We start from the raw sequence: 14,861 nt of genomic DNA, 5'->3' as shown, positions 1-14,861 counted from the left end.
CCTTCAACTTCTTATTGGATAGGAAAATATACTTCTACAATATTATTTTCCTCCGATGTACTATATGGATTCGTTTGATAAACTTCAAACGGCGCACCATTCAGATTATAGTGATTATCTTTAATCCACATATGTAGCTTTGTATGAATAGACGGTAATTCATCATAAGAGCCAGTAAGCGTTGCCATTGCGCAAAGACCGGGGTTAAACACTTTTGTTTCATGTGTGGCCTCTGCCAAGGGAATTGCTATTTCTACATCATATTTTTCTGGTACATATTCTGCGCTATGAAAAATGGCAAGTGGTTTCGCAATAGGTGCTAAATTTGCAAACAAAGCTCTACTCAATAATTCATTAAAGTGTAATAGAAAATCAGCGGTATTCATTTGTTTTCGTTGAGATAATATATGAAAGGTCAAGTGATTCATAAGTTTAATCTCTATTTTATCTAAGTAACCCATGATATGTTCCGCTTTATTTAAGCGTTGAATATCAAGCTCTAATTTCTTTAATAGCGAACAATAATCAGTTATATGTTTTGTTAATTTTTCTTGCTTGGTTTGCATTTTAGCGTTTAAAAAGTCCGTATCTTCCAAATTTGCTAAAATATCTTTGATTGCTTCAAGCGAAAATAAATAGTTTTTTAATCGCGTAATCAATAGAGCCGTTTTTAATTGGGAAAGATGATAGTAGCGATAGTTATTTTGACTGTCTATGGAAGCAGGCTTTAAAAGCTCAATTTCATCATAGTATCGAAGTGTCTTCAACGTAAGATGTGATATTTTCGAGAATTCACCAATTGAAAGCATAATCATCACCTCCTTTAATCAATTACTTTAAATATAATGTTTCCTGTAAGGGGAAGGTCAATAAAAATAGCTATATTTTATTACTTTCGTAGCTAGCCTTCGATTGTTTTTTTACTGGCTGCTGCGTGAGCTTCAAAAAAATAACCAGGTACTCCATTGAGTGACTGGTTACTTTTGTTTAGAATTTTTGTATAAATAAGCTTCCATCAGATTGAATCTCAGCATAAAATACTTCATCTATCTCTTTTATATGGGCCCTGCTTAATTCATTTTTTAACCAATCTCTACTTTTACCAACTTCTAATAAATTTTTAGGTAATAATTTTCCATCCGTAATTATTTCAATCGGTAAATAAGTGGGTGGCGAAGGATATATGTTTAAGTCACTTTTTTGTGTCCCTTGATATTCAGGCTTTTTGAGAATACTAAGTCTACCATCGGGTTCTAGTATGGCGAAATCAATTTCTGTTATTGAAAAGATTTGATTTTGCCTAATCAGCATCGTTAGGTCATCGATATTCACACCTGTTCTTTTTAATGCTTTTCTGTCTATCTTTCCATGTTTTATAATAATTGTAGGTTGACCATCAAGGATTACTCTAATTTTCCCTGACTTAAGACTTATATAACTAATAATTATAGTAAGTAAACACCAAATTACTAGGCTAAGTAAATCCTTTGTGTAATCTTTTGTACTAAGAATAACCATATTTGCAGCCATGGACCCTATTGTTATTCCTGTTACATAATTAAAAAAAGTTAAATGACTTAATTGTTTTTTTCCTAAAAGACGTGTAAGAGCCAGAAGGACAAAAAAAGTTATAATTGTTTCAATAGCTATTTGTAAGTAGCCTATATCGTTCATTGTTTCACTCCTATCCATAATAGAATGGTCAACTTTTTAAGAAAATACACAAATAGCCCAGGCTCAAAATTAATGCAGTGCCTGGGCTTTAATAATTTTCTACTTGTGCTTGAAGAGCAATATTAACATAGCGTAGTACCACGTCATTTTCTGCTGTAGATAAAAATCTTGATACGCCTTTGTAACACTGCGTCGTCATTAGCCATGTCCATCCTTTTTAGATAGGTGAATTGTTTTATAATGGAACTTATACTCTTTGTAAGCGTATTTAAGTAAATAGATGTAAAATGGAAAATCCCGCTTCCGAAGTTAAAAGAAGGCTTATCTTTCAACCATCGGTGCAGAATAGTTCAACAATCGTATTAATGGTGTGTTTGTTTATGAAGGAGGGCGTCATATGGATAGGTTTTTCATAATACTTATGGTCTTGTTTATCATTATTGCGAATATGATTGCGTTTATAGCGTACAGAAAAAAGAATAATCTTTATGTTTCCGCGTTCATACTATTACTACTAGCAGTCTTCTTTGGTGCAATTGGTGGGACTTTAGCGATAATGGTTATTCGCGATCCTTTTGCGTTGTTTTATGGCATGCAAATAGGGTACTTTTTATTGATCAATAGTGTCATCGTTTTGATGCTCGCCATTTTAGCAACTGTCATTAAAAAATTTAATAGCAATAAAATGTGATTTTACGCTTATTGGACTGTACATTTAAAAAGCCCATTACCAATTGATAACAGGCTTTAGCATCTTTATCGCCATTAGAAACACTCGTGGATGATATCATAACTTCGAATTCAAAGATTGATCTTTATTAAGAATTTAATTAGAGAGTTTGGTTCATTTTCTATCAATGTTGTTCAACAACCTCGCCCGTTTGTTGAAGACTGGGAAGGAGGATTCTTCTGTCGGAAAATGATAAACACAAGTAGCCTCGAATACTTTAAAAGCATTCGAGACTTTAGACTTTACTTTAATTTGATATTTTAAAGGGCAGTAGTAAATCTTCATCTGTATAAGTAGTGAGGTATTCCCCTCCCATGTGCATCTTCGAACAAGTAGCATCCTCACATGTAAAAATAAATGTTTTTTTAGTGGTTTTAACCTCAATCTCCATATTGAATGGAAAATGTCCACCTGTACTTTTGTTTATATAAGGTGCAAGGGCAATGACGTTCGAATATTTCGCTATATGTTGGTAATCCTCGCTCTCAACTGTTAACTGAGCCATTTGATTTAAAAAAATTTGTTCTTCCTCAGTTGGCTCGTACCATAGATCCAAAAAAAGCCATTTCCCGAACATATAAAAATTTACCGATAAACTAACAACAAATATACCTAAAACAATCGTCTTCTTCATCATCCCACTCCATTTATCTTATGTTTTATTGTAAATATACATAAGTTGTATTAAAGTGTAATTTTACACTTTTGATATACTTTGTAAAGTGAGTTTTTAAAAAAGCTCGTTCTTATAGGTAATAGAAGTAATCTATACGAATAGTTTAATGCTGCATTTAATGACTTTAGACTGCGTTCCTCCACAATTTGGCACTAAAAAAACGCGTTCCTAAATAAACGCACCCGATTGTTGAATAAGCTATATATGAACTCGAAATGTATAGTAAATATTTGAATGACACAGTTAAAGATATCTAATTTTAGAAGGAGTATAATTTTAATAGCTCATGGTTTGGAAAACTAGTACTAGCGTCTATTTTAACAAAATATGGTGATTGCCATTTTTTAGTTGCTATTGCTTGTTTGCTAGTAGGAGTATCCCAACTAGGATAAACTCTAATAGCCATTTTTCCCTTTGAATTAACGTTTTTAAGGATCTTTTGTTTTAAAAGAACTTCTTTTGGAAAAACAAATTGGCCAAAATCACCACTATTATTAAAAGTGTTTATTACTAGTAAATCAGTGGCATTATCATATGAGAATGCTTGGTTTTTATTAGCTTCATCCTTTTCCCAAAAGGAAACAAATTGGCCTACCTTGGTAGGTGTTATTTTTGCGACTCTAAATCTAACAGATTTAGAATTCAACTGAAATATCCCAGCCCCGTACTCAGAATTTTGAGTTTCCTCTCGGATGTTTTTTATAATTAATTGATTAGGTTCATAAAGTAATTCATTTACATATGTTAATATTTCATTAAATTCATTCATAGTTTTACTCCTTATCTAATACTACGAATACCAATTTATCACCTGCCTACTTGTTACCGCTATTGCAAAGCTTTATATTAGTCTCTTCATTTTGATTCACTGCACAATTAGTTTCAAGTAAGTAAACCATATCACTACTTATATCTTTCTCTACATTACCAACGCATAAGAGTTATGTCTATTTCTATCAAGATAACGGCTGAGGAAGTCATACTTAAATCCGTTAAAGGAACTGCAGAGATTTCACTTGCTGTGACTTTTTTTGATAAAGTAACCGCCTATCATAGTCAGCTTTGGATACATAATATAAATCTAGGTATTGTTGCTCCTAACATTTACTTAATTACTTGATCACTTTCTGTATAGAAGTTGGTCCTTTTTAGTTCATTTTATTACCTCAAACCCTTAAATATTTTATTAAAAATTGAATGGTAATTATTATTTCATCCATACTAACCTTGCTTTTAATGGCGAAAAACAAGAAAAGGAAGTGTTATTATGGGTATTCTTGGTGGAAATCCAAAAGATGAACCATTGCATTATGGTGAAGTATTTAGTGTCTGGTTAAGTTTAATTGCAGACTATGGTATGATTTCGGGCTATCAAACGTTTTATAATCACGCTGGGGATGAAGATCTTAAAAAAATTATTGAAGATATCATCGAAACATGTAGGGATGAAGTAAAACAATTAGAAAAAATTCTAAAAACGAATGGTGTTGCTTTACCACCTGCTTCACCTGAACGACCTGTAGCAAGAATGGAAGATATCCCTCCTGGTGCTAAATTTAATGATCCAGAAATTAGTGCTGCACTGTCAGTAGACCTAGCTGCTGGATTAGTTGCATGTAGTCAGGCAATGGGCACTTCCACTCGAGAGGATATTGCTTTAATGTATGGCCAATTCCATACTGCAAAAGCTCTTATCGGTGCTAAACTACTGCGTCTCAACAAAAATAAAGGTTGGCTTGTACCACCACCATTGCATGTAGATTACCCTGAAAAATAAAGTCAATTTCCCCGAATCGAGGAATTAAAATGTATGATTACAAAGAAGAATTAATTAACATTATTAAACCTGACATACCAGATCCACAAGCAGCACGTGTCATGCAAGAAATACTAGGTGGTCATTATGGGGAAATGAGAACCATGATGCAATACTTTTTCCAAAGCTCTAATTTTAGAGGCAAAGAAACGCATTAGATCCAACTCGTATCGGTGAAATATTCCAAGGACAAACTCCAAGTAGAAATGGTGGAGATCTAAATGTGACTCCTCCACCTGAAGGATTCCCAGTACCAGTTATGCCAAATGAACACAGCATAGGCCTTAAAGATATGAATAATTAACATCTATATCTAAGCTGTAACGTGCGAGGACGTTGCAGCTTTTTCTCATCTCCGAACATTACTTTGAATCAAAGGCATGTTTTAGATTCCAAACATGAACATTATCTAATGTTTAAAATGCGAAAAATCTTAGCCCTTTTATAAATTAATTTTAACCTTGCAACCAATCCTTTTAAATAAAACATCAATAATGACGATTAAATTTAGTCGATTGTTAGCCTACTCTGCCCTTCACTCTATTTATCACACGAATAAAATACTGCCAATGGAGGTGAAAAACAAAGGCAGTCACAATGTCTTATTTAAAACCCTCAAGCACAATTTTCCCAATAGTTTTTCCATTCTCAAGAATAGCGTGAGCTTTTCTTAAATTATCTGCATTAATTGGATATAGAATTTCAGATATTGTGGTTTTTAAAATATTACTATCAACTAAAATAGCTATTCTATTTAATAATTTATGTTGTTCATTCATATCTTCAGTCTGATACATAGATCGTGTAAACATAAACTCCCACACAAATGTTACGCTTTTATTTTTAAGTAATGTCAAATTAATTGGCTCATCTGTTTCTACAATAGAACAAATTGTTCCTTGTGGAGCGATAGCCTCGGCCATATTGGCCCAATATTCTTGTGTCGAATTCAAACATAGAATATAATCAACTGCTTCAAAACCTATTATTTTAAGCTGCGGAATAAATTCCTCATAGTGATTTATGATATAGTCTGCACCTAGGTCAGTAGCCCAAACACGTGACTCTTGTCTAGAAGCTGTACCTATAACCGTTAGCCCAGCCCATTTAGCTAGTTGGATTGCAATAGAACCTACCCCACCAGCTGCACCAATAATTAAAATTGTTTTATTTTTATTTTCATTTGATAAACTACTAACTTTCATTCTATCAAATATGGCCTCATACGCAGTAATTGAAGTCAATGGTAATGCGGCAGATTCTGCAAAATTTAATGACTTTGGCTTATGACCTACAATCCTCTCATCGACAAGATGAAATTCACTATTACAACCTTGACGTGTTATATCGCCTGCATAATATACCTCATCACCTGGTTTAAACAATGTACATAATGGACCAGACTCTACAACAATGCCTGCCACATCCCACCCTAAAATTTTAGGAGTGTCCTCAAACTTTTCTTTCGGAGTTCTTACTTTATAATCTACTGGATTCACTGAAACTGCCTTTACTTTAATTAATAAATCTCTATCTTTAACACTTGGCTTTGCAATTTGTAAATCTAATAAACTCTCTGGTTGATCAACAGGTAAGTATTGATGTAAACCTACAGCTTTCATTTTTTCCATAATTAAAATTGCTCCTTTTTCCTTCATTTTTTATTTCCTTATGTCAGCTATAATAATACGATGATATATTTAATGTAAGTACGCACATTTTTGTTGTATAGTATCAATTTTTATACTAATTAATCTGGAGGTATTTTAATGACAGATAGTAATCAAATCAACCCTTATTCAGCTTGTCCTGATGCCTATGGATGTCCTGTTGAAGCAACACTTGCGGTAATTGGTGGTAAATGGAAAGGTGTTATTTTATATCACCTTATGTCAGGAACGAAGCGTTTCAATGAATTTAGACGTTTGATGCCCGATATTACTCAAAGAATGTTAACGTTACAACTCCGTGAATTAGAGAAGGATGGTATAATCCATAGAGAAATCTTTAAAGAAGTACCACCCAAAGTAGAATATTCGCTAACTGAATTCGGTCGTACACTTGAACCAATAATAAAACTTATGAGAGATTGGGGAGAGCAGTATAATTTGAAAAAATAATATTTTCTTTGAGTAAAATAAATATGTAAATATATAAAACAACCAGGTCACATCAGACCTGGTTGTTTTATATATTATTATTTAACGTATTGTGTTTTTTTAATAACCGAAATTAATGCTACCCCTACTACACATATAAATCCAATAAATAACAATAAAAATCCTATTGGAATAAGAAAGAATGGTTCTTCTAATGTACCATCAGGTGCTACATTACTCCCTTTCATCATAAAGATTAAAAAACTAAGTACTCCTAATATAATTGGTGTTGATGCAAAAATATATTTTTTCATAACTTTTTTCCTCCATTCTAAATATTTTAATGTAAAAAGTTTTGATTCTTCCACTGCTTCTTCCTACAACTTGCTGTAACAATTATAAACCCGAAATATATTCTAAATCAATCTTTTTTTATTGATAAACAATAAATTTTTATTTCTATTCAACTTATTTTAAATTGACATTTTAATATTCTACCTATAAAATGACCATAACCTCATTGTTAATTTGGAAGGGTGATTTTTTTGTACTATGAAGATTTAATGCAATGGAAAGGTTATTTGTTTTTAGATAATATAGTAGAGCCAGGGACAAACTCTTTAAGAATTTCTATTAATAGAGCTTCCATTAGTTCAAAAGGCGAGGATGTAAGTTTTGATGAAAATACATTTAATGATGTCCATCCTATTGAAATTGATAAGACATTGCCGGTCATACATTTAGAATTCGATACATATGTAGCCTACTCTGTTTTTGACGAATCTTTTCATTTTGTAAATCAAGAAGATAATTTCTTGGGTAACTCAGTACGTCTTTTTACAAAATCAACTTATTTAGATTTCATAAGTAAAGGGACTATAGCTCTCGATATATATTCCTACAAGGAGCTATTCCATTATCAGATTGTGTGTTTAGACCATATAATTGATATTGTTTCATTTGATAAACCTACTATTTTAAGCAGCTAAAGTTTTTAAAACAGTCAACGAGTTTTGTTGACTGCTTTTTTATTTCTATCAAAAAATAAATACATAATTCTATTAAACTCTTCCTCTCTTCATTAAATCTAGTATAAACTCACTATCTATTGCATATTCTATTAAATAGAAAACTAAAGGAGGACATTGTAGTGAGCAATTCAGAAATCGATAATCTCTTAAAAAATAAAACCATTACGTCACTTTCTACATCTCTCCCGAAAAATATCAAAACTATTAAAAACTCAATCGGTAACAGCAATGATATTATTATCCGTGAATTTTTGATTGGTAAACCTATAGAAGTACCAATAGCTATTATTTATACAGATGGTCTTGCTGATAATACCTCGATTACTGACTTTATATTAGAATCTATTATCTCTGATTTTGAGGTAACATCAGATACTACTTCACAAGAAATTGTAGATCGATTAAAAACATATTGCTTAACTGTAGGGAGTATAAAAAATGTTTCAGATTTCCCTTCATTGTTTAACGCTATTTTAAGTGGAGAAACCGTTTTATTATTAGAGGGACTTGCTATAGGCATCTCTACAAGTACAAAAAGCTCTAAAGATAGATCTATCACAGAACCGGTAACAGAAGCTGTTATTAGAGGGCCCAGAGAATCATTTACCGAGACATTACGAACCAATACAGCTTTAATTAGACGCAAAATAAAAAGTCCTAATCTTTGGATAAAAACAAGAGTTATTGGTGAAGTTACCCAAACGGAAATAGCCATTATGTATATAAATGGTATTGCAAATGAAAAAATAGTGAAGGAAGTGCTCAAAAGATTAGATAGAATTGACATAGATGGCATTCTGGAGAGTGGTTATATTGAACAATTAATTCAAGATTCAAAGTTTACTATATTTCCTACTGTTTATAATTCCGAGCGTCCAGATGTTATAGCTGGAGAATTGCTTGAAGGTAAAATTGCTATTTTAGTAGATGGTACACCTTTTGTTTTAATCGTACCTGCTTTATTCACTTCTTTTTTACAATCTGCAGAAGATTATTATCAAAGCGCTTTTGTCAGTTCATTTATTCGACTTATTCGGTTTTTAGGTATCAGCCTTGCCTTGGTTGCCCCTTCTCTCTATATTTCTCTAACGACTTTTCATCAAGAAATGATTCCAACACGCCTACTTATCAGTATATATGCACAGCGAGAAGGTGTTCCTTTCCCTGCATTTGTAGAGGCTTTAATTATGGAAATTGCATTTGAAGTGTTAAGGGAAGCAGGATTAAGGATGCCTAGAATGATTGGATCCGCAATCTCTATAGTCGGAACACTAATCATTGGCCAAGCAGCCGTTGAGGCAGGTATTGTATCAGCAGCAATGGTTATTATTGTTGCTTTGACAGCCATTTGTAGTTTTCTTTTCCCAGCCTATGGTCTATCCAATTCTATCCGTATTTTACGTTTCCCATTAATGGTGTTAGCAGCTATGTTTGGACTGTTTGGAGTTTTTGTAGGAATTATGCTTTTGATTATCCATCTATGTAGTTTGCGTTCTTTTGGTGTTCCATACATGAGCCCATTTGCACCTTTAATACCAAAAGATCAAAAAGATGCGCTCATTATTTTTCCACGACGTTCCTTACTCACACGTCCACGATTGATCAGTCAAATTAATAATGTTAGAGGGCGTAAAAATTAGTAATAATTAACTGTTAAATGAGGTTACATTATGAAGAAAAACTTAATCGTTCTTTCATTGATTTTTCTAATTTTAATTCTTAGTGGTTGTTGGAGTAAACGTGAATTAAATGATTTAGCTCTTGTCGCTGCGCTAGGTATAGACTTTATTGATGGTGAATATGCCATTTCGGTACAAGTAATTGATCCTAGTCAAGTCTCTTTAAAATCGGCTAATGGACAAGCACCAGTAGTTACTTATCATGCCGAAGGAAAAACTGTATTTGAAGCAGTTAGAAAAATATTAGCTTTATCTCCAAGAAAATTATATTTTGCCCATTTACAGCTAGTTGTTGTTGGAGAAGAATTAGCAGACAAAGGTATACGAGATTCTGTTGATTTTCTAGCAAGAGATCAGGAGATTCGAAATGACTTTACTATAATTGTCTCTCAGCAAGCAACTGCAAAGGATGTCTTAAATGTATTAACTCCCATAGAAAAAATACCTGCAAGTAGGATGTTAAATTCTCTTAAAATCACGCAAGATGCATGGGGCTCTACTTTAGAAGTCGATGTTGAAGATTTAGTGACAGATTTAGGAGTAAATGATCAGTATTTTGTTTTATCAGCAATTGAAGTTCTAGGGGATAAAACTTTAGGAATTGACCAAACAAATGTTGAAAGAATTGAAACGCCAGTAAAACTTAAGTTTACGGGCCTCGCCATTTTTAAAGAGGATAAATTATTAGGCTACATCGATGAATATAACAGTAAAAGTTTTAGTTATTTAAACGACAATATTAAATCAACAATTGAAATTATCTCCTGTCCTTCAGATGGAGAGCTAACAACCGAAATTACTCAATCTAAAACGAAAACAAAAGGAATTTTTAAGGACGGCCAACCGACTATAAACATTAACATTGATATTGTTCAAAATGTTGCTGAGGTGAAATGTGATATTGATTTAACAGACATAAAAACGATCGATTGGATTAATAATCAAACTGAAAAACACATTAAAAAAAATACTAATCAAGTGCTGAATATATTTCAAGAAAATTATCAGGCAGATGTACTTGGCTTTGGAGAAGCGATTCATCGTGCTAATCCTACAGAATGGAGAAAAATTAAAGACGACTGGCAAACCATTTATCCTGAGGTAGAAGTAAATGTTAAGGTTAATGTCTATACACGGGGGTTAGGAACTTTGCAAAACTCAAAATTAAAGGAGTAAAATTGACTATGTTTATCACCTTAGGCATATTAATAATTTCAATTGTTATTGTTGTTATTGAACTTCCAAAATTAAAAAAAGGTGGCACTAAATTAATTTGGACATTCTCTATTTTGTTATTCATGGGGACATTCTTAAATATTGCTGTAGTTTTTAATGCTCTAATTATCAGCCCATTGGAGCCTATCATGTATATTTTCCAACCAATCAGTAACTTGCTAAAAGAAACATTGTTAAATAAAAATAACTTATAAGAGGCATTTATATGGAAAAACAGTTGATAAGTTCACGTCAATTCACAATACTTGTTATTTTCTTCACAGTTGGGACAGGAATATTAATTATTCCCGCAAGCCTAGCGCTGGAAGTAAAGCAGGATGCTTGGATTGTAGCCACCATAGGTACAATATTAAGCTTACTTTTAATAAAGCTTTATATCACTTTATCCAATAAAATGATGAATCTTTCTCTTACAGAAGTAACTGAAAAATTTTTGGGGAGCTTTATAGGAAAAATTATATCTTTAGCATTCGTGCTGTTAACACTTCTGTCATCAGGTGAGCTACTATACTTTATTGGGAATTTTTTACAAACAGAAGTGATGCCGGAAACGCCGCCGGTTGTATTTTCTATACTTTTTAGTTTTATTATTCTATTTGCAGCATATCAAGGTATAGAAGTTTTTGCGCGTACTTTAGAAATACTGTTTCCGATTTTCTTGTTTGTTTTTATTATTTTCCTGTTCTTTGTTTCTCCCCAAATAGATATTAAAAATGTACAACCAGTTTTTGAAGTATCCATTCCGCCATTAATATATAGTGTGTTACATTTCATGGGCTTGTTTTCATTTCCATTAATTGTTCTATTAATGATTTTTCCTTCTGCTATTAATAATCTTGAATCTGGGAAAAAGGGCTTTTACATTGGAATAATAGTTGGAGGATTTATTATAACAGCTTTTATAGCTTTATCTATATTAGTATTAGGTGTAACTAATACTACTTTAAGAACATTTCCGAGTTATACATTAGCGCAAAGAGTTTCTGTAGGAAACTTTTTACAACGCGTTGAAATTATTATGGCTTTTATATGGATGGTTACAATATTTGTAAGAGCTTTTATGTATTTTTATGCTTCTTTAATTGGATTAAGTCACATACTTAAACTAAAGGAGCATAGACCGTTAATTCTTCCACTTGGATTGATTTCCATAGCTCTTTCTCAAATTGTTCATGCGAATATCATTCATTCTGATCAATACAACCAGCAGACTTGGCCACTAGCTATAGCCGTTTTTGCTATTTTATTACCATTATTACTGCTATTCGTAGCTAAGTTCAGAAGATTAAAAAACAAAGACGTAGATAGCGATATTAAAAACGTTTAATAACATGATATAGACGATAAGGTAAAATGCATAAAAAAAACCTCTATACAATTGGAGGCTTTTAATAATGATTTTATTTATAGTAATTAATATATCATACTTAAAATGAATCATAATAATGTCCCATCCACTGTCTTTTCTTATAGGAAAATCAGTGGATGGTCAATATCATAAGAGGTTAGCCCCTTCTTGTTATTAAACTACTCATAATTTCATTTATTTTTTAACATAAGTTTTAAAATATTTTTTGCAAACTCTTCAAATGAAGTATTCTTTCCACGCTGGTTATACCACTTTCGAATCGTTTCTACTAACCAAAACGGCACAGAATTTCCATCTATTAAATGATAGTATTGCTCATATCCTTTTTTTAAATGCTCCCATCGATGATCATTACCTTGTAGTGTGTATTCAGAGACATCAATTATTTTTGCCCTTCCATTTTGTAGTAAAATATTTTTCAAATGAATATCACGAGGGTTAAGTCCCTTCTTCCGAACATATTCTCTTGCTTCCTCCACCTCATTTATAACCTGTTTTGGAATGTGAATACCCTGAAGAATGCAGTCAAAGAGCGTTTTTCCTTCTTCGTAGCTTAAAACCAGGTATTCGTTGTATGCAGCAAAACATGTTGAAAAGTAAGGTGATTCTTCTAATACTTGATAAACCGTTGCTTCAACTTTTACTTTGTGTACTTTGTCTTTGGCATATATTTTAAATGCATAAGCCGGCACAGAAAGAGACTGAAAAACAGCTGCATCTGTACCAACACCTATACATTTCAAATCATTAGCTTCACCACATATGGTTACCGGCTCGTTATTTGGATTTGAAAAAACTTTTATTTTAGAAAGAGAACCTATAGCTTTGTCCCAGTCGTTTTCCATATCATTTCTCCCATCATTTGCATTGAAGAAAACTACGCTATCTAATTACTCAATACCGCTTTTAACAATATTCAGTCTACACATTGATCTTTAACTAACACCCGTTAAAGATTAGGCGGTACTATCTTCCTACTTTTTCACCACATTCTAAATATCACACTTAAATCTCAAGTACCTACACTTTCTCTTTAATTTTAAAACGTTGGGAACTAATATAAGTTCCCATATACATTTCTCCTCATGGAAGTATACTGCTTCGTTAGCTGCAGAAGAACCAGTTCTACCCTCTTAGCCCTCCATCAGTAACATTTACCCTAAACCACCTTGATTAAAAACTTTCAAAGTGATTTGATGTGGCTCTATTGTTAGCCTTATTTATTAATATTATCATCAATGTCGGTCTGTCTTTTCCTAATATTTAGGTTTTTATAAATACCAAGAGAGGAAAACCTTATCGCACCATCTTGCCTCCCATTTTACAAGATAAATTTTTGAGTACCTAATCTATAACGAATGTAACATCTATTACTTTTGTAAGAATTATATTGTAGTTATTAATGCTATAATGTTTGTGCATCAGCAAACTGATATTAAAAATACTGAATGAATTTTCAAAAACCCCCATTTATTAACTATAAAGGTTATAATAAAGTATAAAAAATGCTAAATTAAACCTATTTCAAATTTAACTAAAGTGTTTGACTTAAAATATTTTGTAATTAAGGAGAATTATTAATGCAAATTCAAGCCAGTAATACATTAAATTATTTGAAAACAGAGGTAAATAAAAATATAAAAAATGAAAGTCTCTTAGATTTATTTGGAATTAAAAATATACATAAAGACAAAGACGAAAACGAGAAAAATATCAAACCTAAATTTGAAACCAGATATGAAGATGGTTATATACGGACATATCTTGTGAAATCGAATGGACAAAAATTAGTTAGATTACTTGTTAAGGAGGTTAAACAAACCTCAGAAAACATGAAAGAGTCCATAGATTTAGAGGATATGTTGATACAAGAGCTTGAAAAGTTATCTAATCCCAAAAAATATGAACATAATACTTCTATTTTTGAAAAAGAAAAAAATATTTATAAATATAAAACAGGTATTTGAGGACGAACAGTAAAAACCCTGATTAGAATTGATTATTAATTTGCGAGGTTTAAAAATCCTTATTTATTGCTTATTGCCACAATCCAAAGATTGTGGCAATAAATTCATATAAGGCACGAAGCCTCTGCATCACTCCATCATCTGTTTTACAATGTTATCCTTAATGCTAGTTGCTGATAAAGCGTAAGCCTGAAATACAAAAATTAGCGCACCTTCTTGGTACGCACGACGTATAGCCAGCTATCTGAGTTTTTTTCAGATAGCTGGGCTATTTTAAACATGTGGGTTAGATATTTTTCGACCAAGGCATGTAATCTTGTAAGATCTCTGGCTGTTGTTGAATCGATAAATTTGGTAGCTCCGTTAATAGCTTCACAAGGTACCGATAGAAATCAATGCCGTTTGTTTTGGCTGTTTCTGCTAAACTCAAACAGATGGCATTTGCTTTAGCACCGGCTTCACTAACAGAAAAAAGCCAGTTCTTGCGACGAATCGCATTTTCGGCTTGATTATTATCCATCTCAATTCGACCATCGAACAGATGATTTTAGGGTACAATTTGGGGTACGTACTATTCCCTAACA

17 protein-coding genes and 1 pseudogene are annotated in these 14,861 nt (G+C 32.3%); 10 read left to right on the top strand and 8 right to left on the bottom strand.

Features of this window, described 5'->3' with window-relative positions; all coding sequences use genetic code 11:
- Nucleotides 1-11: 11 nt before the first annotated feature.
- Both MKY80_RS10160 and MKY80_RS10155 read right to left on the bottom strand, forming a co-directional pair.
- Nucleotides 12-809 (bottom strand): MerR family transcriptional regulator, encoded by a 798-nt coding sequence (locus MKY80_RS10160; protein WP_090001640.1) that lies wholly within the window; start codon nucleotides 807-809, stop codon nucleotides 12-14.
- 178 nt (nucleotides 810-987) lie between these two features.
- On the bottom strand, nucleotides 988-1,674 hold the full coding sequence (locus tag MKY80_RS10155; protein WP_090001642.1) for a DUF421 domain-containing protein: 687 nt from the start codon (nucleotides 1,672-1,674) through the stop codon (nucleotides 988-990).
- A 397-nt stretch (nucleotides 1,675-2,071) separates the two neighbouring features.
- On the opposite strand from MKY80_RS10155, the gene MKY80_RS10150 reads away from it, so the two are divergent.
- Nucleotides 2,072-2,365, top strand: coding sequence for a hypothetical protein (locus MKY80_RS10150; RefSeq protein WP_043989851.1), 294 nt, complete (start codon nucleotides 2,072-2,074; stop codon nucleotides 2,363-2,365).
- A 286-nt stretch (nucleotides 2,366-2,651) separates the two neighbouring features.
- Here MKY80_RS10150 and MKY80_RS10145 read toward each other — a convergent pair whose 3' ends face one another.
- A complete protein-coding gene (locus MKY80_RS10145) occupies nucleotides 2,652-3,041 on the bottom strand; it encodes a hypothetical protein (protein ID WP_008174955.1) in 390 nt (129 codons plus the stop codon).
- Nucleotides 3,042-3,339: 298 nt separating this feature from the next.
- Nucleotides 3,340-3,849, bottom strand: coding sequence for a mep operon protein MepB (locus MKY80_RS10140; protein WP_008174957.1), 510 nt, complete (start codon nucleotides 3,847-3,849; stop codon nucleotides 3,340-3,342).
- Between the two features lie 498 nt (nucleotides 3,850-4,347).
- Here MKY80_RS10140 and MKY80_RS10135 point away from each other — a divergent pair, with 498 nt between their 5' ends.
- Together MKY80_RS10135 and MKY80_RS10130 are read left to right on the top strand one after the other, a co-directional pair.
- Nucleotides 4,348-4,857: a DUF3231 family protein gene (locus tag MKY80_RS10135; protein ID WP_008174960.1), complete on the top strand. Its 510-nt coding sequence runs from the start codon at nucleotides 4,348-4,350 to the stop codon at nucleotides 4,855-4,857.
- A 29-nt stretch (nucleotides 4,858-4,886) separates the two neighbouring features.
- Nucleotides 4,887-5,200: pseudogene (locus MKY80_RS10130) on the top strand (manganese catalase family protein).
- Nucleotides 5,201-5,498: 298 nt separating this feature from the next.
- Here MKY80_RS10130 and MKY80_RS10125 read toward each other — a convergent pair.
- A complete protein-coding gene (locus MKY80_RS10125) occupies nucleotides 5,499-6,554 on the bottom strand; it encodes a zinc-binding alcohol dehydrogenase family protein (protein ID WP_089984621.1) in 1,056 nt (351 codons plus the stop codon).
- A 111-nt stretch (nucleotides 6,555-6,665) separates the two neighbouring features.
- On the opposite strand from MKY80_RS10125, the gene MKY80_RS10120 reads away from it, so the two are divergent.
- Complete coding sequence (locus MKY80_RS10120; RefSeq protein WP_008174966.1) at nucleotides 6,666-7,016, top strand: helix-turn-helix domain-containing protein; 351 nt, start codon at nucleotides 6,666-6,668, stop codon at nucleotides 7,014-7,016.
- A gap of 77 nt (nucleotides 7,017-7,093) precedes the next feature.
- Here the strand turns inward: MKY80_RS10120 and MKY80_RS10115 are convergent, their stop codons facing one another.
- Nucleotides 7,094-7,309 carry a DUF3955 domain-containing protein gene (locus tag MKY80_RS10115; RefSeq protein ID WP_008174967.1) on the bottom strand — a complete coding sequence of 72 codons (216 nt, stop codon included), beginning with the start codon at nucleotides 7,307-7,309 and terminating at the stop codon, nucleotides 7,094-7,096.
- A 249-nt stretch (nucleotides 7,310-7,558) separates the two neighbouring features.
- Here MKY80_RS10115 and MKY80_RS10110 point away from each other — a divergent pair, with 249 nt between their 5' ends.
- The 5 genes from MKY80_RS10110 to MKY80_RS10090 all read left to right on the top strand — a co-directional run bounded on the left by MKY80_RS10110 (nucleotide 7,559) and on the right by MKY80_RS10090 (nucleotide 12,268).
- Nucleotides 7,559-7,984, top strand: coding sequence for a hypothetical protein (locus tag MKY80_RS10110; protein ID WP_258955253.1), 426 nt, complete (start codon nucleotides 7,559-7,561; stop codon nucleotides 7,982-7,984).
- A 161-nt stretch (nucleotides 7,985-8,145) separates the two neighbouring features.
- Nucleotides 8,146-9,666, top strand: a complete 1,521-nt coding sequence (locus tag MKY80_RS10105) for a spore germination protein (protein WP_090001647.1) — start codon at nucleotides 8,146-8,148, stop codon at nucleotides 9,664-9,666.
- A 30-nt stretch (nucleotides 9,667-9,696) separates the two neighbouring features.
- Complete coding sequence (locus MKY80_RS10100) at nucleotides 9,697-10,881, top strand: Ger(x)C family spore germination protein (protein WP_089984628.1); 1,185 nt, start codon at nucleotides 9,697-9,699, stop codon at nucleotides 10,879-10,881.
- A gap of 8 nt (nucleotides 10,882-10,889) precedes the next feature.
- Nucleotides 10,890-11,135 (top strand): hypothetical protein, encoded by a 246-nt coding sequence (locus MKY80_RS10095; protein WP_089984630.1) that lies wholly within the window; start codon nucleotides 10,890-10,892, stop codon nucleotides 11,133-11,135.
- A gap of 11 nt (nucleotides 11,136-11,146) precedes the next feature.
- A complete protein-coding gene (locus tag MKY80_RS10090) occupies nucleotides 11,147-12,268 on the top strand; it encodes an endospore germination permease (protein ID WP_239355069.1) in 1,122 nt (373 codons plus the stop codon).
- 212 nt (nucleotides 12,269-12,480) lie between these two features.
- On the opposite strand, the gene MKY80_RS10085 is transcribed toward MKY80_RS10090, so the two are convergent.
- Complete coding sequence (locus MKY80_RS10085; RefSeq protein ID WP_008175015.1) at nucleotides 12,481-13,155, bottom strand: serine/threonine protein kinase; 675 nt, start codon at nucleotides 13,153-13,155, stop codon at nucleotides 12,481-12,483.
- A 735-nt stretch (nucleotides 13,156-13,890) separates the two neighbouring features.
- Between MKY80_RS10085 and MKY80_RS10080 the strand changes: the two genes are divergently transcribed.
- Nucleotides 13,891-14,277, top strand: a complete 387-nt coding sequence (locus tag MKY80_RS10080; protein ID WP_107922193.1) for a hypothetical protein — start codon at nucleotides 13,891-13,893, stop codon at nucleotides 14,275-14,277.
- 286 nt (nucleotides 14,278-14,563) lie between these two features.
- On the opposite strand, the gene MKY80_RS10075 is transcribed toward MKY80_RS10080, so the two are convergent.
- The gene (locus MKY80_RS10075) at nucleotides 14,564-14,818 is read right to left on the bottom strand and encodes a transposase domain-containing protein (RefSeq protein WP_275444019.1); all 255 of its coding nucleotides are present in this window, start codon (nucleotides 14,816-14,818) and stop codon (nucleotides 14,564-14,566) included.
- Nucleotides 14,819-14,861 lie beyond the last annotated feature (43 nt).

The sequence above is a fragment of the Lysinibacillus sp. FSL R5-0849 genome (assembly GCF_038595075.1).
Taxonomy (GTDB): domain Bacteria; phylum Bacillota; class Bacilli; order Bacillales_A; family Planococcaceae; genus Lysinibacillus; species Lysinibacillus fusiformis.
Note: the sequence above shows the minus strand (reverse complement) of the source record. Positions and strands in the feature narration are given on the sequence as shown.